Origin of the sequence: Streptomyces sp. NPDC058195 (assembly GCF_042883525.1) — a bacterium.
Classification (GTDB): Bacteria; Actinomycetota; Actinomycetes; order Streptomycetales; family Streptomycetaceae; genus Streptomyces.
In genome coordinates, this window is the sequence record NZ_JBHVVM010000055.1 from 1 (window position 1) to 17,202 (window position 17,202).

A 17,202-nucleotide genomic window follows, 5' to 3' on the forward strand; every position below is an offset into this window, starting at 1 on the left:
CACCCGCTACGACAAGACCGCCCAGTCCTACAAAGCGGCCGTCACCCTCGCATCAATCCTGATGTGGGCCTGACACTTTGACGACAACTCCTAGGCCAGTGCCACCCTGGCCGGGAACTCCACAGGTCGATCCTGCGAGCCCGGCGCCACCGAGGCGCGTCAGGCGGTCCGTACGGCCCTGCCCATCGACCAGCCCCGCTCAGGTTTGCAGATCTGGCACGCCTCGATGTCAGGCTCCGCCAAAGCAATCATTACTTCCTCGCGGGTAAACGCTTGGTGCGAAGGACAGTGCAGGCGATCGGTTGAGATGGGGCCGGGCTGGCAGGCTGCGCTTGTGGCCCTCAACATGCCTGGACGCCGGTTGGGCCGAAACCACCCCCGCGCAGACCAGGGAGGCTGCCGTTCTCCAGTGCTGGCGGCCTCGGAACCGGCCCCATCTCGCCGAACTCTAAACGCAGGGTCTGACAAGGGCCGTGCGAACCAAGCTCAGGCTGCGTCGTCTCGCTCTCGCTCGATCGCGGAGAGCCGGTTCTTGAGGCGGTAACTCGGGCCGTTGACGGAGATGACTCCGCAGTGGTGGAGGAGGCGGTCGAGGACGGCGGTGGCGAGGACTTCGTCGCCGAACACCTGTCCCCATTCGCTGAAGGTCGTGTTCGAGGTCAGGATGATCGAGCCCTTTTCGTATCGCGCTTTGAGATGACCTGAAAGACCAGGTTCGCCCCGGCGCGAGCCAGGGGCTGGTAGCCGGCTTCGTCCAGGGCGAGGACAGCAGGTCGCAGGCAGCTGCCGAGCCTGCTGGTCAGGCGCCCTGCGGATTCGGCGGCGGTGAGGTCGCGGACCATGTCGTCGAGGCTGGTGAAGTAGATCGAGTAGCCGGCCCGGCAGGCCGCGACCGCGAGAGCGACGGCGATGTGTGTCTTGCCCGCCCCCGGCGGACCGAGCAGGGCAGCGTTGGCCTTGGCCTCGATGAACGAGAGGGTGGCGAGGTCTTTGGCCTTGCGGGGGTCGAGCTCGGACTGGAGTCGGGGGGCCGGATCACGTTGCCGTGATCCCCCCTCAGAACCGGACGTGCGCCTTTCAGCGCATCCGGCTCAACCAAGCCACGAGGGCTTCGCAGGCCAGACTGCTCTGCTGCGTCACCCGCTTCACGCTGACCAGCGTGTTGCTTCGGCTCCGCGGCATGAGCTTCTGCACGTTGCGGACCTTCTTCAGGTCCCCATCCCGCGTCGCCTTGAAGGTCCGCTGCCTCAACCGCCGTACGTTTTCCTCACAGGTGGGCCGTGCGGCGGACGGACTGCGAGTTCCTGACATCGCCGCAGGCCCATGAGGTTCTCCAGCAGGAGAACCCAGCCGTGATCGACTATCGAATGATCCAGCGAGTCTGGTCCCAGGGTGTGAGCCCTCGATGACCGATCGGGCCCGTCGCCTCTGAGGACGACGGGACCGATGAGACGACGTGCGCAGTGTTCTCCGGCCTTGGCAGCACGCCCGGGGTGTGCGAGGTGCGCCGGGCCCGCCGTCATGCCGTGCCGCGGCATCCGGTGAGAAGGAGGGCGACCATGCGCCGGGCGTCGGCCCGGTCGTAGTCGGGGCCGGTGATGCAGAGGTTTCCGATGGCGCGCATGAGCGTGTAGGCGGTGGCACCGGGGCGGAGTTCGCCGGTGGCGGCGCAGGCGTCCAGCAGCGTGGCGCAGGCCGGGACCAGGGTGTCGAGCATGAGGGTGTGGAGGTTCTCCAGCCCCGGATCGCCGGACCCCAGGGCCGCGCCGAGGCCGTGCTTGGTCACGAGGAAGTCCACGAACGCGTCCGCCCAGCGGGTCAGGGCGGTGAACGGTGAGGCGGATTCCTCCAGGAGCCGGGGCGCGAGAGCGGCGCAGGCGTCGATCTGGTGCCGGTAGACGGCGGTGACGAGGTCCGCGCGGGTGGGGAAGTTCCGGTAGACCGTGCCGACGCCGACGCCAGCGCGTTCGGCGATGTCGCGCACGGGCGCCTGGACGCCCTGGTCCACGAAGACCGCCGCAGCGGCCTCCATTACGGCGCCGCGGGTGCGCTGCGCCTGTGCTTGGCGTACCCCGACCGACTCCGGCACGGATACCTCCCCTTGTTCGCGGAACATTGTTCCGCTAATTTGGCGGAACATCGCTCCGCCAAATTATGGCAGAGCACTCCCCCGCAGAAAGCACAGGCCGCCATGCCCTCTTGCCCTGCCCCCGGCCAGCAGATCGTCTCGGTCAAGCCCCTCACCGTTCCCGCGCCCGGCCGTGGCATCGGCCTGCAGGTGAAGGTCACCGCCCCGCAGCCGGGCCGGAGTCTGCCCGTGATCGTCTTCTCCCACGGCAACGCGTGGTCCCTGGACGGGTACGGGCCTCTCGTCGACCGGTGGGCCGCCGCCGGATTCATCGTGGTGCAGCCCACCCACCTGGACTCCCGCCGCAACGCCATCGGCTGGGACGACCCGCGCTTCGCCACCATCTGGCGTGTCCGGATAGCCGACCTCCACGCGGTCCTGGACAACCTCGGCGACATCCTGGCCCAGGCCGGCCTGGAGGCCCGCGCCGACCCCAAGCGCATCGCCGTGGTCGGCCACTCCTGGGGCGCCCAGACCGCGGGCGCCGTCCTCGGCGCACGCGTACTGGACGCCGACGGCGTTGCGGGAGAGGACTTCTCCCACTCCGCGGTGTCGGCCGGCGTGCTGATCGCGGCGACCGGGACCGGCGACACCCTCACTCCGTTCGCCGCCGAGAACCTTCCGTTCATGAAGCCGGACTTCTCCACCATGGCCGCCCCGGCCCTGATCGTCGCGGGCGGCAAGGACCAGTCGCAGCTCTCCACCCGGGGGCCGGAGTGGTTCACCGACGCCTACCGCCTCAGCCCGGCCCCCAAGAGCCTGCTCACCATCGCCGAGGCCGAGCACACCATGGGCGGCATCGCCGGCGAGCGGGTCGCCGAGACCACCGACGAGGACCCCGCCCGCGTCGCCCTCCTCGCCGGCACGGTCTCCGCCTACCTCCGCACGGCCCTCGGCCTCGACGACGCCGAGTGGACCGCGTCCGGCAGCACCGCCGTGGGCGGCGACGGTGCGTGGAGCATCGCCAGCAAGTGAGCCCATCCGGCAGCCGGGGACGCCCGGCACCGAACGGGCCGAGCAACTGGAGCAGTCACTCCCGGGCGGCACTGCCGTCTCCGGGCTCCTCGGTTCCCGTGCCCGCCGCTCCGGCGGCGGGCACGGGGGGCGCGAGCCCGCGGCTCTCGCCGGTCCTCTCCCCGCCAGCGGCCCTCACGGCACGGTCCGGCAACGGGCGTACCGGCCAGCGGCCGCCCCGCCCCGCCCGGCGCCGGGCTGCTGGTGCTGCTCGTACTCCCGCCCGGCGCCGGTCCCTTCGCGCCGCCGCCCCTACGCACCTGCCCGGTCGGCTACCGCAGGACGAAACCGGTGCCGAGGCCGTCCGCGGGATCGAGCTCGAAGCAGTGCTCGCCGGTCCGGTACGCCGTCCCCGCGACCTCCACGACGACGGCGGGACGGCCGTGGGCAGTCAGCTCCTCGGCGATCCGTGCGTGGAAGCGGGTGCCGACGATCGAGTCGTGGACGAGGGTCCGGCCCGGTTCGAGGCGACCGGTCGCCGCGAGCACGGCGACGCGGGAACAGGTGCCGGAGCCGCACGGGGAACGGTCGACCTGGCCGTCGGCGAAGACGGTGACGTTGCGCTGGTGCGGGTTGCCGTCCTCGTCGTCGCCGAGGTCGTCGTACAGGATGGTGCCGTAGATGCCGCTGAGACGGTCGTCGACGGGGTGCCGGGCGTACTCGGTGTCGTTCAGCGCCCATTTGACCTCGCGCCCGATCGCGATGAGGTCGGAGTAGTGCTCGGGGGTGACGGCCAGTCCTACACCGGCCGCGTCCAGGTGCGCGTAGATGGCACCGCCGTAGGCGACGTCGACGACGACGTCCCCGCGGGACGTGGCGACGGTGACGCGCTCGGCAAGCCGGTAGCCGGGGACGTTGACGAAGTCGACACCGGTGATGCGGTCGCCCGCGGTGCGCACGCGCAGGGTGACCCGGCCCGAGGGCACGTCGATGACGACCGTCGTGACGCCGGAGGGGTCACGGGCGACGCGGCCGGTCTGCACGGCCCAGACGGCGAGCGCGATGGAGCCGTGGCCGCAGGCCGTCGAGAAGCCGTCCTTGTGCCAGAACAGCACGCCGAAGTGAGCGCCCTCGTCGTCGGGCGGGGTGATGAACCCGCCGTACATGTCGGCGTGCCCGCGGGGTTCGAAGCACAGCAGCTTGCGCAGGGCGTCCACACCGGGATCGCCGATGGCGAACATCCGGCGCTCGGCGACCGTTGTCCCCTCGATGGCGGCTGACGGCTCGGGGACGATACGGAACGGTTCGCCACCGGTGTGGTAGTCGACGGTGCGTACCTGACGGATAGTCATGAGGTCCTCCTCGATCCGGACGCCGATGCCGCGTCGGCCCTCGGGCACGGTGAGGTGGTCCGGGCGGGCCGCGCCGCTCCCTCGCCGCCGTTCGGCGGCGGCTCCCGGACGGTATCCCGTACCGCGTGCGCCCGGTGCCCGAAAGTGCCACTGGCACGGATCGGCCGGAGCCCTCCGGCGGCGGAACGGTGCTTGAGTGCCGCGCCTCACCTCAGCACCGTGAGTGTCTGGAACGGCTCGTCGCGGGCGTGCTGCGTCCCGGTCCGTGACCGGCCAAGGGGTGTGCCGGGCCTTCGTGCCGCGCCGCCGCCCCGGCACGGCGGGACCGCGCGGTTCCCGCAGGCTGCGAAGCCGTGGCAGAACGGCCCAGGGCGGCCGGTGCGGATGAGGCCCCTCCCGTGCCCGGTGAGCCGGCGGCGCGGCGTCAGCCAGCCTGCCGCAGAGGGCGCAGGACGGTCCCATGGGCCAGCCCGTCGGGGGCTATGCCGAGGCATACGGCCGCGGTCGCGCCGAGGTCCGCCAGGCTGCCGGCATCGGGCAGGCGCCCCGGGGCCGAGCCCGGCCGGTACATGAGAACCGGTACGAACTCGCGGGTGTGGAACGCGTGGCCGATGGTGGGGTCGTTACCGTGGTCGCCGGTGACGATCAGGCAGTCGCCGGGGGTGCCGAGCAGCGCGAGCAGTTCGCCCAGCCCCTGGTCGGTGCGTTCCAGCACGGAGCCGTAGCGGTCGGCGTCCTGCTGGTGCCCGGCCAGGTCGGTCTCCTGGATGTTGGCGACGACCAGGGCGTCCCCGTCGGCGCGGACGGCGTCCAGGGCATGCGCGAGAGCGTCCGCGGTCGCCACCGCCGGACGGCGCACCGCGGCGTCGCAGGCGAGAATGTCGGCAGCCTTGCCGACGAGCGTGACCGGGATGCCCGCGCGGGCCGCGAGGTCCGGTAGCTGCCGGGTGTGGTCCAGGGGCCCGCCCAGGTGCTTTACCTGAAGGCCGCCGTTGCGGTAGAAGCCGCTGGCGGGTGTGTCGAGGCCGACGGCGCCGCCGTCGCCGGTCCGGACGAACTCGGCCAGTGGCGCGTCCGCGTGGCCGCCGACCGCGATGACGCGGGCGACTGGTGCGACCGGGCGGACGGTCTCGGCGATGGAGAGGATCTGCCTGAACGGCAGATCGTCGAGCCGGCCGGAGACGTTCCAGTTGATGCCCGGGTCGGCTTCCAGGTTGTCGTGCACCAGGACCACACCGTCCACGAGCAGCACCGGCAGGTGGTCCAGCGGCTCCGCCTCGTGCCCGGCGGCGCGCAGCGCGGCGGCCGCGGCGTCGAGGTGGCCGGCGAGCCGGGCCACGGCCACCGTGCGGAAGTCGGCTCCCATCATGGTCTGGTGGCCCGCGTAGGTGTCCGCTCCCGGGTAGCCGAGGGCGGCCCGGCCCGCCGCCACCGGCAGCGTGGTGCGCGCGGCCAGGTCCGGGTGCGGGTGGACCAGGCCCAGGCCGAGTGCCGACAGCGCGGGCAGGTGCAGTGCCCGGCCCCGGGCGCGGCGGCAGTGGTCGAGGAGGTGGCCGCAGGTGTCGGCGGCGGTGTCGCCGGGCCGCAGGGCTCCGGCGTCGGGCATGGCGCCGACGCCGAAGCCGTCGAGGACGACGATGACGGTTCTGCTCATGGGCGCTGTTCCTCAGTCAAGGGTCTGGCCCAGGGCGTTGTACAGGCCGCGCAGCCGGGGTGTGCCGGACAGCAGTCCGGCGACGACGGCGACATTGCTGCGGGTGACGAAGACCTGGGTGCGGAAGGCGAGGACGGCCGTGTCGCCGAGTCCGGCGTCGCCCGGTGTCGCGGGCGCTTCCAGCAGCCGGTAGTAGTCGATGTTCTCGGCGGGTGCGTCGTGCACGGCCAGCCGCACCCCGGAGCGCGGCAGGAGCGCGTCGTTGATCCTGGCACGGGGGTAGAAGCCGCCGCCGTAGACGGCCGGGCGGCCGTCGGCGAGGGTGTGCGCCACCTCGCTGACGTAGACGTAGCCCGGACGCTCGCTCCGGTGCCCGGACGCGTGCAGCGGAGTGGTACCGGTCAGCGCGTGGCCGGGCTCGGCGTGGGTGGCGCCGTGCCGCGCCAGCAGCGGCAGGGTGGCCACCGAACTGGCGCCCGGCGCGCTCAGCTTCAGGCCGTGGTGTCCGCGCGCGGCGAGCCGGTCTCGCGCGGCCAGCGCCAGCGGCAGGTTGGCGGTGGGCTCCGGTTCGCCGGTGTCCGGGTCGCATCGCAGGCAGGGGAAGGCGGTGACACCCGCGATCCGTACGCCTGGCAGCCGCTCCACCCGCTCCGCGAAGTCGTCCAGCCTCTCCGGCGAAACGCCGCCCTCCTGTCCCGGGTGGACCGTGCCCGGTGCGCCCTGGAGCCGGACCAGCAGGTGCTGGACGGATCCGAGCCGCCGTGCCGCACGGCTCACCGCCTCCGCGTTGGCCACGTCGTAGACGGTCACGGCCTCCGGACGCCAGGCGAGCATCTCCTCCAGCGACCGGGTGGGGATCTGGGCCAGGTGTCCCAGGTTTCCGGCCCGCGCTCCGGCCGCGTGCAGGATCCGTGCCTCCGGCGCGTCGATGGCCGCGAACTTCGGGATGTGCCGCGCGATCGCCCGGATCAGCTCGGGGTTGCGGCCGAACTGCTTGGCCACGAACCACAGTGCCAGGCCCAGCCGTCCGGCTTCGGCGGCGAGCATGCGCGCGTTGTCCTCGATGGTGTCGAGGTCCATGACGTAGGTGTCGGGCGGGATCGCGCCGCTCCGGTGCAGCGCGGTGGCCGTTTCGACCAGTTCCGGGTTACGGGTCAGCACGGTGTCGAGGAACACGGTCAGCCGTCCGTGGGCTGGTGCAGGTCAGCGAGCGAGCGGCGCAGGATGTCCAGCACCAGGTCCGCGCCGGCGCGCATGGGGTTGATGCGGATCGTCCAGTCGGCGAGCTCGGGGGCGTCGTCGAGGCTCGAACGGGACATCCGGTAGAAGAGCGGGGCGATCTCGTAGCGGGAGTTGGAGCCCACGGGGTAGGGCGCGGCGCCGTACCGGGCCGCGACGGCGGGCAGTTCCCGGGCCACGGGCCGGGCCAGACGGACCAGCAGGCAGCGGTCCTGCGCGTTGGCGATCCGGACCTCGGCAACGCCGTCCACCTCGCCGTCGGCCAGCCGCTCGGCGGCCTCCGTGCTCACCTGGGACTGGACGGCCCACAGCACGGGCACGTGGGTGAGCGCGCGCAGCGCGTCCAGGGCCTGGTGGCCCTGGACCTGGCCACCGCCCGAGTAGTTGTCGGCGTGGACCCGGTCCACCAGGTCCCGGGATCCGGCCACCACACCGACGCCTTCGGGTCCGTGCAGCTTGAAGAGCGAGAAGCAGGAGGCGTCCGCGCCCAGCTCGGCTCCGCACGCCGGGACGCGCATCACCGCGTAGTTGTCGTCGACGACGGTCCGCGCCCCGTGCGCCCGGCAGGCGGCCAGGACGTCGCCCGGGTCGTAGCGGTCGGCCAGCCGCTGCCGGGTGTGCTGGACGTAGGCCCAGGCGAACCGTCCGGACGCGAGCGCCTCTTCCAGCGCGCACGGGTCGTTGAAGTCGGCGGTGACGGTGCGCACGCCGAGACCGCGTAATGTCGTCCGGGTCGTGCGGTAGACCGGAGCGCTGTGGATCAGCAGCTCGGTGCCGGCGTCGAGCGCGGCGGTCAGCCCGGCCCGGATCGCGCCGGTGCCCGCGCCCTGGACGAGGGCAGCGGCCTGGGCGCCGAGGAAGTCGGCGAGGACGGCTTCCACCCGCGCAGTCGTGCGCGGGCGGTCCAGCCCGGGAACGATGCCCGCGTCGGCCGCGAACAGCTGCTCGCCCTCGAAGTGGCGGGCGGTGCACTCCAGCAGGCGGAACTGCTTGGCGACGGCGTCGGCAAGCGGCACGGTCGGCAGCGGGAAGGTCCGCGGCAGCCGGGCCCCGGGGCTAGGCATCGGGCTTCTCCTGGGTGTCGGCGCCGGTCAGAAAGCGCAGCGGGTTGCGGCGGGTGATCAGGTCGATCAGGTCTGCGTCTGCGCCTGCCGCGCGCAGCCGGGGCAGGAAGGAGCGGAACAGGTGGCCGTAGCCGGTGCCGCCCTCGCCGGTGAGGTAGCCGTGGCGGGAGACGTCGCAGGAGAGCAGTACCCGGTCGGCGTGGCCGGACTCGATCAGTGCGAGCAGCAGCCGGAGCCGGGTCGCGTCGCTCTGGTAGTGGTTCTTGCCGACAGTGTCGAGGCAGACGTACGCGCCTTCGGCCGCGAGGCGGCGGTGCACGGCCGGGTCGTCGAGCAGGTCCTGATGGCCGACGGCCACACGGTGCGGTGCCAGCCCCGCGGCGGTGAGCAGGCCGAGCTGGGCTGGGCCGCCCACGCCGAGGTGGGTGTGGGTGGCCACGGACAGCCCGGTGCGGACGGCGGCGCGGGCGGCGGCGGTGAGGGTTCGCCGTTCCGGTTCGCTCGGGTGCTCGCCGTGGCTGCCGGCCTCGCCGATCACGCCGGGGCGGATCCCGGTGGCGGCGACGCCCTGCTCGATGTCCCGTACGAGTGAGTCGGTGAGCTGCTCGGCACTGGTCCTGCCCACCTCATCCGGGTGAAACGGCTCGTAGTACCAGCCCGTGGCCGCGACCACCGCGACCCGGGACGCCGCGGAGACGCGGGCCAGCGCGGCCATGTCGCGGCCCATGCCCCGGCAGGTCTGCTCGATGACCAACGACAGTCCGAACTCCTCGCGCAGAGCGGAGAGTTCGTCAGTGATCTGGCCGGTGTGCCGGGCGTCGAGCACGGCCTCGCGGTCGCTGTCGCGGCGCAGGTCGAGGGCGATGTGCTCGTGAGCGAGGACGGGGCCGGTGACGAGGGAAGGGTCGAGTGGGCCGGTGACGGTCCCCAAGGTGTGCATGCGGGTGCCTTCCAGAGGCCTGCTCACCCCTTGACCGGGGTGAACAGGTGCAGCCAGTAAAGGACGTTGAGGACGGTGCCGCCGACGACCACCGCGGCCGGTGCGGCGGCCATGCGGACCACCGGGCGGCCCATGGCCTCGTTCAGCAGGTACAGCCCGCCGACGACGAGGATGCCGAGCCCGCCGCCCATGGTGCTGGCGGCCATGAGGGAGCCGAAGAGGATCGCCAGGCCGAGGGTGTCGCTGATCGCGCCGCGCAGGTGCTCCGAGCTGTCCCGGACCGACGGGAACGCGCCCAGGAGCCGGCCCAGCCGTGAGAGCAGCAGCACCTCGGCGGCGAAGACGAGCGCACCGCAGACCAGGGCCAGCCACGGATTCGGCATCAGGTAGCCGATCGGGTAGACCAGGGTGAAGCCCGCGATGCCGTATGCGCCGGAGGCCAGGGCGGTCGTCGCGATCAGCGGGATGAAGCCGAAGACGCGATAGAAGTCGACCTGGGCCGCGGCGCCGTATTCGTGCTTGGCGATCAGGAAGCTGGTGGCCTCGCCCCCGCCGAAGATGTGCATCTGGGCCAGCAGGCACACGCCCGCGCCGAGCACCATGAACAGCGGCAGGTGCCTGCGCAGCCGGGCCGCGCTCGCACCGAACAGCGACGCCACCGGATCGTCGTCGCCGGCCGGACCGGCCGCGGTGGCGGCGGTACGGTGAGCCTTCTCGGCCCGGCGCTGCCGGATGTCGCGGAGGGCGGCGAAACCGATCAGCATCAGCACGCCGACCGCCATCGCGATCGAGCCCGCGAACACCTTCGGCCACAGCTTCATGGTGGCGACGACCAGGACCAGTTCGGCCACGCCCGCTATGCCGCCGCGCAGTCTGCCGAACTGCTTGGTGATGGCGAGCACGGGAAACAGTGCGAACAGGAACAGGATCGGCGTCGACATCTGCTGCAGGGCGGTCAGGAAGTCGACCGGCAGACGGTGCGCGAGAGTGTTGGCCCCGCCGAGCCCGAAGACCACGACGGCGCCCCAGGCCGCGCCGAGGAGCGGCGCCAGCCATTTCCTCGGCGCGAGGATGCCGAGGATGTCGGTGGGCAGGAAGAGCAGCCACGGGTTGAGTACGCCGGTGGACAGCGCCATCGGCGCGCCAAGGCCGAAGATGAACCCCGCGGAGAGCCCGAACGAGACCGCGGTCGTGGCGCCGCGCGTACTGTCGCCGCGGATGAAGTCGAGGAGGAAGGGCCGGACTCCGTCGTTGAAGACGGCCAGTGCCTGGTGGGAGATGAGGGCTGTCAGCGCGCACAGGACGATGACGGCGAGCTCCTGCGGCAGCGGGAAGCTGAGGCTGGTGCTGCCCGCGGCGAGATACGGACTCAACGGGGACTCCCTTGCCTTATCGCTCCGAAGCGGGACCGGTCAGCCGGAGTGCGTGGCGATGGCACGGGCGATCACCGGGGCGGCGGTGTCGATCTGGTCCATGCTGAAGCCGAAGATCCTGGTGCCGCCCGCCAGGAGCGCGGCGACCTCTTCCTCGCCGGGAACGGAACGCCCGAAGGTGTGACAGGCCTTCTTGCCCATCAGGCCGACCAGCACGCCGAGCGATGCGCCGGCACCGGTGTAGCAGGTGCCCAGGAAGTAGTCGGCCTCGCCCGCGCGCAGTTTCATCACGGCGTCCATGTCGTTGGAGACGGCGACTTCGAGGCCGTCGACGGCCATCGCGGTGATGGTCCGGGCGACCTCGGTCTTGCCGACACCGCCGGTGAGGATCTTCTTCATGGTCTTCAGCTGCCTTCCGTGCTCGGGGTGGGACAGGCGTGTGAGCGCTGCGCCAGAGCGGCGAGGTGCAGGCCGAGGAAGTTGACCTCGGACTCGGGCAGGCCCGCGCCCAGCAGCGCGCGGGCCCGCTCGGCCATGGCGCGTGCCCCGGCCACGGCCTCGGGGTGTCCGGCCAGCTCGGCGGCCACCTGCTCGTCGGTGAGGAACTGCTCGATGGCCTCGCCGTTCAGCAGGCGGGTGAGCGCCGTCACGAGATGGCTGGTCAGCATGCCTGCCGTGTCCTCGGTGACCGTCTGTCCGCCGGCCGCCAGGATGTCGAGTTCGCTGACGACGAAGTCGATGACCCGCGACTCGGCGTGGCCGCCGTCACGGAACAACTGCAGCCGCAGTGCTAGCCGTTCTTCCATCTGCGCTCCTGGTCCTTTCGTGACCACTGCGTGGGTGGACCGCGTCCTCCGTGGTGATGCGGACCAGTCGTCCGTAGCAACAGAGTGTGGCGGCGAGGCCGGGGAAGGCCAGACAGCTGCGGGGGCGTTCGTGGTGATGGCTGAGTCCGCGGTAGCCGGTCAGCCACGGCGTGGTCCGTCCGATGAACCGCCTCCGGCGTCCGAGGTGTTCGCTGGATTCGGTTCTTCCGCGGGCGGTGCGGAGGCCGGTGCGTCGCCCACGGAGCCGTCCGCGGGTCAGGGATGCCGTATGCCGTGTCGGCGTGGAGTCTGCGGGCCCGGGGTTCCCGCCGTGACGGGGCCGCGTCTGGGCTGGAGCTGGAACCGGCTTCCTGGGTTTCCGGCCTTGGCTGTCGTGGGTGTGGGCGGCAAAAGGCCCGGCGGCCAGGGGCAGTCCGCTCGCGTCGGGCGGGACGCGGGTCCTGGAACTCTGTCTGCCCCGGTCCACGGGGCTCGGGCGGTGGGCTCGCCCTTCAGGTATGTCCTGCGTCCCGCCGCCCCGCGGAGGCGCCTTCGGCGGCGGGATCAACGGCTTCGCGGTCTCCCCCGGTCCGTCCGGAACGATCTGACTCCGCGTATCCCGCCCCATGAACAGCCCAACGAGCGTTCACCACGCAGGACACCGTCTCAGGGCAACGGGCCGCGCGAGGGGGGTTCCTTCGCCCAACTCCCCCTCGGGGGCGGCCGGTCCGGGATCTCGCAGGCCCTCAAGTTAGGCTTGCCTTATGCCGATGGGAACTGAAGTCGAGGACGTCGCGTTCGATCATTTACTGCACTACGTGCCTGACGTGCCCGAGGCGGTCCGCGCGTACTCCGAGGCAGGTCTTCCCGCCCATGCCAATGACGTGGCCGACGGATTCCGCAACGGTGGCTGGCGCCTGGACGAGCGGTACGTGGAGATCCTGTCCGTGACGGATCCCGTGGCAGTCCGCGCATCGCGCTATGCCCGCGGCCTGGACCTCCTGGCACCGTCGATCGACGCGCTGGAGGGGCCCGCGGGCGCGATCACCTTCGCGGTCAACGTGACCGACGCCCATGCCGTTGCCCGTGCGCTCCGCGCGAGGGGGCACCAGACCGAAGTGCTCGAAGTGGAACTCGCCGAGCATGGAATGTCGTTCGTCGAGGTGTTCATCGTGGACGGACCGGCATGGTGGCCGTTCTTCATCACCTACACACCTCCTCGTGAACGCTCGCTGGCCAACGTGCCCGACGCCGCGTTCGAGCGTGGACCGTACGACCTGGCGGGCATGGTCGTCACCGCCCCCGCGCCCCACCGGGCGGCCAGCGAGCTGGGGGCGCTGCTGGGGCTCGAAGCCACCGGTCACCGGGTACCGCTCCCAGGATGCGCGGTCGAGTTCGAGCAGGGCGGGCGGGAGGGCATCACCGCCATCACGGTGACCGGGCCGCAGGAACACGCCTCCGGCCGGGTCCTCGGCCTCGACATCCGCGGTACGCCGTGAGGAGTCGTCCCTGAACCGCTGTTCCGCCGCGCTTTTGGACGACCGGCGTGGTGACGGAGCGTGTTCTGCCAGCGGGTGATCCGGCGGGGCATGCGGGTGGCGGCCGCCCGGGTGACCGAGGTCCCGGGGTGCCGCGTGAGGCGTTCGCGGTCCCTCGCGCGGCGGCGCGCCGCGTCCTCCGGGCGGGCGCCGTCCGACGGCCCGGCGGCGGGACAGGGAGATGAAACCGGTGGTGCTCTTGGGGCGGCTGACCGTTTGTCTGTGAGGCCGGGCTTGATCCCCGGCCTCTACGGCGTGGAGATCTCGGCGCTCCAGCCGGGCGGGCCGCCTTCGGCCGGGGGCCGGACGTCGCGACGGGCGGCCCGTGCGGGCGGTGAGTCTGCCGGGTGTGTCCGCCCCGGTGGCGGGGCGGACACACCCGGCGGCCGGGATACCTCAGCCGTTCGCCACGGACAGCACGATCTTGCCGCGCGTGTGTCCCTGGGCGTTCGAGCGCCAGGCCTGTGCCGCTTCGGCGAGCGGGAGCACCTGCTCGACGTGTACGGCCAGCTTTCCCGCCCCGGCGAGTTCGGCGAGCGCCGCGAGGTCTGCCGAGTCCGGGCGGACCCATACGTAGTGGCCGCCCCGTTCGGCGGCCTCGGGGTCGGCGATGGACGCAAGCCGGTCCGGTCGCCCGAGCAGGCGCAGTGACGTATCCACGGCGTCCGCGCCGACGAAGTCGAGGGCTGCGTCGATGCCTTCGGGTGCCAGCCGGGCGACTCGGCCGTCGAGTCCGGGGCCGTAGGCCACGGGTTCCGCGCCCAGCTTCCGTACGAAGTCGTGGTTGCGGGCGGACGCCGTGCCGATCACGCGCGCTCCGAGTGCCACAGCGATCTGGACACCGAGCGAGCCGACCCCGCCCGCGGCCGCGTGCACCAGGACGGTCTCCCCGGCGCGGACGCCCACGCGTTTGATGGCCTGGTAGGCCGTGAGACCGGCGAGCGGTACACCTGCGGCCTGCTCCCAGGAGAGCGCGGCGGGTTTGCGGGCCACCATGCGGACGTGCGCGGAGACGAGTTCGGCGTACGCGCCGAGCTGGACGGTGTCCTTGCGGATGTAGCCGAAGACCTCGTCGCCGGGCGCGAACTCCTCGACGTCGAAGCCGACGCGTTCGACCACACCGGCCACGTCCCAGCCGGGCACCAGGGGGAAGCGTGTCTCCATGACCGCGTCCAGGCGGCCTTCGGCGAGCTTCCAGTCGACAGGGTTGACCCCTGCGGCCCTCACCCGGATCAGCACCTCGCCGGGGGCCACCTTCGGGTCCGGGAGGTCGGTGAGCCGCAGCGCCCCGGGGCCGCCGTACCCGTTGAGGGTGATCGCTTTCATGCGGCGGCCACCGGTGTGCGCGCGGTTTCGACGGTGCGCACCAGGGGTTCCAGCCGCGGGTCCTCGGCTGCTTCCCGCAGTGCCGTACGCAGGGCCGCCTCGCTCGTCGGGCGGGCTTGGCCGAGCAGTTCGAGGCCCGCCCTGGTGACGTCGGTGTAGATCCCCCGCCGGTCGGTGGGGCACAGGTAACGCTCCAGGAGCCCGCGGTCCTCAAGGCGGGTGACCAGGCGGGTCGTCGCGCTCTGGCTGAGCACGACGGAGTCGGCGACCTGCTTCATCTGCAGGTGTCCGCCCTCCCCGTCGTGCTGGCGGCCGAGGACGTCGAGGAGCGAGTACTCGCGCACGCTCAGGCCGTGACCGGCCTGAAGGACACGTTCGAGGTGGGACTCGATCTTTCCGTGCAGCAGAGACAGCGCGCACCAGCCGTGAGCCAGGGCGGTGAGTGCGGGGGCAGTAGCAGTCAACGGGGGCCTCCTTCGTCGGGCCGTCCCCTCAATTATTGCACACGCTTATATATGCATAGTGACTTAGTTAGCGTTTGCCTTATGCCGCGTGTGCAACTATTGTCATGTGACGTAAGCGCTCAACACAAGCACCTGGAAGGTACCTCCCATGCCTCTCGCGCTCCTGGCCCTCGCCATCGGGGCCTTCGGGATCGGCACCACCGAATTCGTGATCATGGGCGTGCTGCCCCAGGTCGCGGGCGACTTCGGCGTCACCATCCCGGCCGCTGGCTGGCTGGTCTCCGGCTACGCCCTGGGCGTCGTGTTCGGCGCGCCGCTCCTGACCGTTCTCGGCACCAAGGTGTCCCGCAAGAAGATGCTGATGTTCCTGATGACGCTGTTCGTCATCGGCAACGCGCTGTCCGCCTTCGCACCGAGCTTCGGCGTCATGCTCATCGGCCGGATCGTGGCCTCCCTGGCCCACGGCGCGTTCTTCGGCATCGGTTCCGTGGTCGCGGCCGGCCTCGTCGCTCCGGAGAAGAAGGCCTCGGCCATCTCCCTGATGTTCATGGGCCTGACCGTGGCCAACATCGTCGGTGTCCCCGGCGGTACGTACATCGGCCAGGCCGCCGGCTGGCGCGTCACGTTCGTCGCCGTCGCCGCACTCGGCGTCATCGGCTTCCTCGGCGTCGCCAAGCTGGTGCCCGAGACGGGCCGGCCCGATTCGGTGACCGTAGGCACCGAGTTCGCCGCGTTCCGCAATGTGCAGGTGTGGCTGGCCATGGCCATGACCGTCCTCGGCTACGGCGGTGTCTTCGCCGCGATCACCTACATCACCCCGATGATGACCGAGGTGGCCGGCTACACCGAGGGCGCGGTGACCTGGCTGCTCGTCCTCTTCGGTATCGGCATGTTCCTGGGCAACCTCCTCGGCGGCAAGTTCGCCGACCGCAGGCTCATGCCGATGCTCCTCACGACCCTCGCGGCCCTCACCGCCGCACTGCTGCTGTTCACCGCGACCGCCCACAACAAGGTGCTGGCCGCGATCACCCTCTCCCTGATCGGCGCCCTCGGTTTCGCGACCGTCCCGCCGCTGCAGAAGTGGGTGCTCGACCAGGCCTCGGCCGCTCCGACGCTGGCCTCCGCCGCCAACATCGGAGCCTTCAACCTCGGCAACGCGCTGGCGGCCTGGCTCGGCGGTGTCGTGATCGCCGCGGGCCTCGGCTACACCTCCCCCAACTGGGTCGGCGCCATCCTCTCCGGCACAGCCCTGCTGCTCGCCCTCCTCGCCGCTCACCTCCACCGCCGTACCCGCGCCGCCGGACACGTCGCCGCAGGGTCCGCCGGGAGCCGAAGCGTGCCGGAATCCGTCCTGCGCTGACCCGGACGCGCCACCGCGGCCCGCTCCTCCCCGCCCGCACCCGGTCCCCACCCGCCCCCCACCCGCGAAGGAATCCGTCATGAGCACCACCATCCCCGTCGCCCCGCTGACCACGCAGGACGCCGAGACCCTCGTCACCGCCGCGCGCCGCGCCGCCGATGCCGCGGGAGTCACCGTGAGCGTCACCGTCCTCGACGCGGGCGGGCACCTGCTGGCCTTCCGCCGGGACGACCGGGCGGTGCTGATCTCCGGCGAGACCAGCACGCGCAAGGCCTACACCGCCCTGCAGCTCGACGCGCCGACGGCGGACCTCGTCGACCTCGTCAAGCCCGAGGGTCCGTTCCACTCCCTGCCCACCGCGCTCGACAAGCCGCTGCTGTTCATCGCCGGCGGCCTCCCCGTCCACCGCGACGGCCGCCTCATCGGCGCCATCGGCGTCGGCGGCGGCGCCCCCGAGCAGGACCACGGCTTCGCCCTCGCGTCCGTCGAGCGGCTGTCCTGATGTCCCGCACCCCGCAGGAGGTCTTCGCCGACCACGGGAAGCGGCTCGGCACCGGGGACCTCGGCCTGATCACGGCGAACTACACCGAGGACGCCGTCTTCGTGACCCCCGGGAGAACCCTGACGGGCCACCAGGGCGTACGGGAGGGAATCGGCCGTCTCCTGGCCGACCTCCCCGACGCCGACTGGCAGCTGACGCCACGGTTCGCCGGAGACGTGCTGCTTCTGCAGTGGACCGCCACCACCCCCGCCCACGAGGTCACCGACGGCGTCGACACCTTCGTCTTCCGTGACGGACTCATCAGCGCCCAGACCGTCCGCTACACCCTCTCCCCCCGTACACCCCGTACACCCCGTACACCCCGTACCGCCTGAAAGGCCGCACGCACCATGGCACCGTCCGTCATCCCCACCGTGAAGCTGAACAACGGCGTCGAGATCCCCCAGCTCGGCTTCGGTGTCTTCCAGGTCCCCGACGAGGAGACCACCACCGCCGTCTCGGC

At 71.8% G+C, this 17,202-nt stretch carries 16 protein-coding genes and 4 pseudogenes; 6 read left to right on the top strand and 14 right to left on the bottom strand.

Features of this window, described 5'->3' with window-relative positions; all coding sequences use genetic code 11:
* Window positions 1-486 precede the first annotated feature (486 nt).
* From istB to ACFVWY_RS35015, 3 genes and pseudogenes are all read right to left on the bottom strand, one after another.
* Window positions 487-1,019, bottom strand: a pseudogene (istB, locus tag ACFVWY_RS35005) (IS21-like element helper ATPase IstB); the annotation flags it as partial.
* 103 nt (window positions 1,020-1,122) lie between these two features.
* Window positions 1,123-1,269, bottom strand: a pseudogene (locus ACFVWY_RS35010) (reverse transcriptase N-terminal domain-containing protein); the annotation flags it as partial.
* Between the two features lie 250 nt (window positions 1,270-1,519).
* Window positions 1,520-2,089, bottom strand: a complete 570-nt coding sequence (locus tag ACFVWY_RS35015; RefSeq protein ID WP_389878962.1) for a TetR/AcrR family transcriptional regulator — start codon at window positions 2,087-2,089, stop codon at window positions 1,520-1,522.
* Window positions 2,090-2,191: 102 nt separating this feature from the next.
* On the opposite strand from ACFVWY_RS35015, the gene ACFVWY_RS35020 reads away from it, so the two are divergent.
* Window positions 2,192-3,103 (top strand): alpha/beta hydrolase family protein, encoded by a 912-nt coding sequence (locus tag ACFVWY_RS35020; RefSeq protein ID WP_389878963.1) that lies wholly within the window; start codon window positions 2,192-2,194, stop codon window positions 3,101-3,103.
* A gap of 311 nt (window positions 3,104-3,414) precedes the next feature.
* Here ACFVWY_RS35020 and ACFVWY_RS35025 read toward each other — a convergent pair whose 3' ends face one another.
* The 9 genes and pseudogenes from ACFVWY_RS35025 to ACFVWY_RS35065 form a co-directional block, all read right to left on the bottom strand.
* Complete coding sequence (locus ACFVWY_RS35025; protein WP_389878964.1) at window positions 3,415-4,434, bottom strand: proline racemase family protein; 1,020 nt, start codon at window positions 4,432-4,434, stop codon at window positions 3,415-3,417.
* A 424-nt stretch (window positions 4,435-4,858) separates the two neighbouring features.
* Complete coding sequence (locus ACFVWY_RS35030) at window positions 4,859-6,088, bottom strand: phosphopentomutase (protein WP_389878965.1); 1,230 nt, start codon at window positions 6,086-6,088, stop codon at window positions 4,859-4,861.
* A gap of 12 nt (window positions 6,089-6,100) precedes the next feature.
* Window positions 6,101-7,264, bottom strand: coding sequence for an alanine racemase (locus tag ACFVWY_RS35035; protein ID WP_389878966.1), 1,164 nt, complete (start codon window positions 7,262-7,264; stop codon window positions 6,101-6,103).
* Window positions 7,265-7,266: 2 nt separating this feature from the next.
* Complete coding sequence (locus tag ACFVWY_RS35040; RefSeq protein ID WP_389878967.1) at window positions 7,267-8,391, bottom strand: aminotransferase class V-fold PLP-dependent enzyme; 1,125 nt, start codon at window positions 8,389-8,391, stop codon at window positions 7,267-7,269.
* Window positions 8,384-9,331, bottom strand: coding sequence for a phosphotriesterase (locus ACFVWY_RS35045; RefSeq protein ID WP_389878968.1), 948 nt, complete (start codon window positions 9,329-9,331; stop codon window positions 8,384-8,386). Before ACFVWY_RS35045 ends, ACFVWY_RS35040 begins: the two co-directional genes overlap by 8 nt.
* 23 nt (window positions 9,332-9,354) lie before the next feature.
* Window positions 9,355-10,704 (bottom strand): YhfT family protein, encoded by a 1,350-nt coding sequence (locus tag ACFVWY_RS35050; RefSeq protein ID WP_389878969.1) that lies wholly within the window; start codon window positions 10,702-10,704, stop codon window positions 9,355-9,357.
* A 39-nt stretch (window positions 10,705-10,743) separates the two neighbouring features.
* A complete protein-coding gene (locus ACFVWY_RS35055; RefSeq protein WP_389878970.1) occupies window positions 10,744-11,103 on the bottom strand; it encodes a DUF2620 family protein in 360 nt (119 codons plus the stop codon).
* A 5-nt stretch (window positions 11,104-11,108) separates the two neighbouring features.
* The gene (locus ACFVWY_RS35060; RefSeq protein WP_389878971.1) at window positions 11,109-11,510 is read right to left on the bottom strand and encodes a transcriptional antiterminator; all 402 of its coding nucleotides are present in this window, start codon (window positions 11,508-11,510) and stop codon (window positions 11,109-11,111) included.
* Window positions 11,511-11,559: 49 nt separating this feature from the next.
* A pseudogene (locus tag ACFVWY_RS35065) lies at window positions 11,560-12,138 on the bottom strand (IS5/IS1182 family transposase); the annotation flags it as partial.
* Between the two features lie 136 nt (window positions 12,139-12,274).
* Between ACFVWY_RS35065 and ACFVWY_RS35070 the strand changes: the two are divergent.
* A complete protein-coding gene (locus ACFVWY_RS35070; RefSeq protein WP_389878972.1) occupies window positions 12,275-13,009 on the top strand; it encodes a VOC family protein in 735 nt (244 codons plus the stop codon).
* 435 nt (window positions 13,010-13,444) lie between these two features.
* On the opposite strand, the gene ACFVWY_RS35075 is transcribed toward ACFVWY_RS35070, so the two are convergent.
* Window positions 13,445-14,374, bottom strand: a complete 930-nt coding sequence (locus ACFVWY_RS35075; protein WP_389878973.1) for an NADP-dependent oxidoreductase — start codon at window positions 14,372-14,374, stop codon at window positions 13,445-13,447.
* A complete protein-coding gene (locus tag ACFVWY_RS35080; RefSeq protein ID WP_389878974.1) occupies window positions 14,371-14,838 on the bottom strand; it encodes a MarR family winged helix-turn-helix transcriptional regulator in 468 nt (155 codons plus the stop codon). The genes ACFVWY_RS35075 and ACFVWY_RS35080 overlap by 4 nt, the downstream gene beginning before the upstream one ends.
* 148 nt (window positions 14,839-14,986) lie before the next feature.
* On the opposite strand from ACFVWY_RS35080, the gene ACFVWY_RS35085 reads away from it, so the two are divergent.
* The 4 genes and pseudogenes from ACFVWY_RS35085 to ACFVWY_RS35100 all read left to right on the top strand — a co-directional run.
* Window positions 14,987-16,198 (top strand): MFS transporter, encoded by a 1,212-nt coding sequence (locus ACFVWY_RS35085; protein ID WP_389878975.1) that lies wholly within the window; start codon window positions 14,987-14,989, stop codon window positions 16,196-16,198.
* A gap of 79 nt (window positions 16,199-16,277) precedes the next feature.
* Entirely contained in the window at window positions 16,278-16,700 is a 423-nt protein-coding gene (locus ACFVWY_RS35090; protein ID WP_389878976.1) for a heme-binding protein, read from the top strand.
* On the top strand, window positions 16,700-17,074 hold the full coding sequence (locus ACFVWY_RS35095) for a nuclear transport factor 2 family protein (RefSeq protein ID WP_389878977.1): 375 nt from the start codon (window positions 16,700-16,702) through the stop codon (window positions 17,072-17,074). The genes ACFVWY_RS35090 and ACFVWY_RS35095 overlap by 1 nt, the downstream gene beginning before the upstream one ends.
* A 15-nt stretch (window positions 17,075-17,089) precedes the next feature.
* Window positions 17,090-17,202 (top strand): annotated as a pseudogene (locus tag ACFVWY_RS35100) (aldo/keto reductase); the annotation flags it as partial.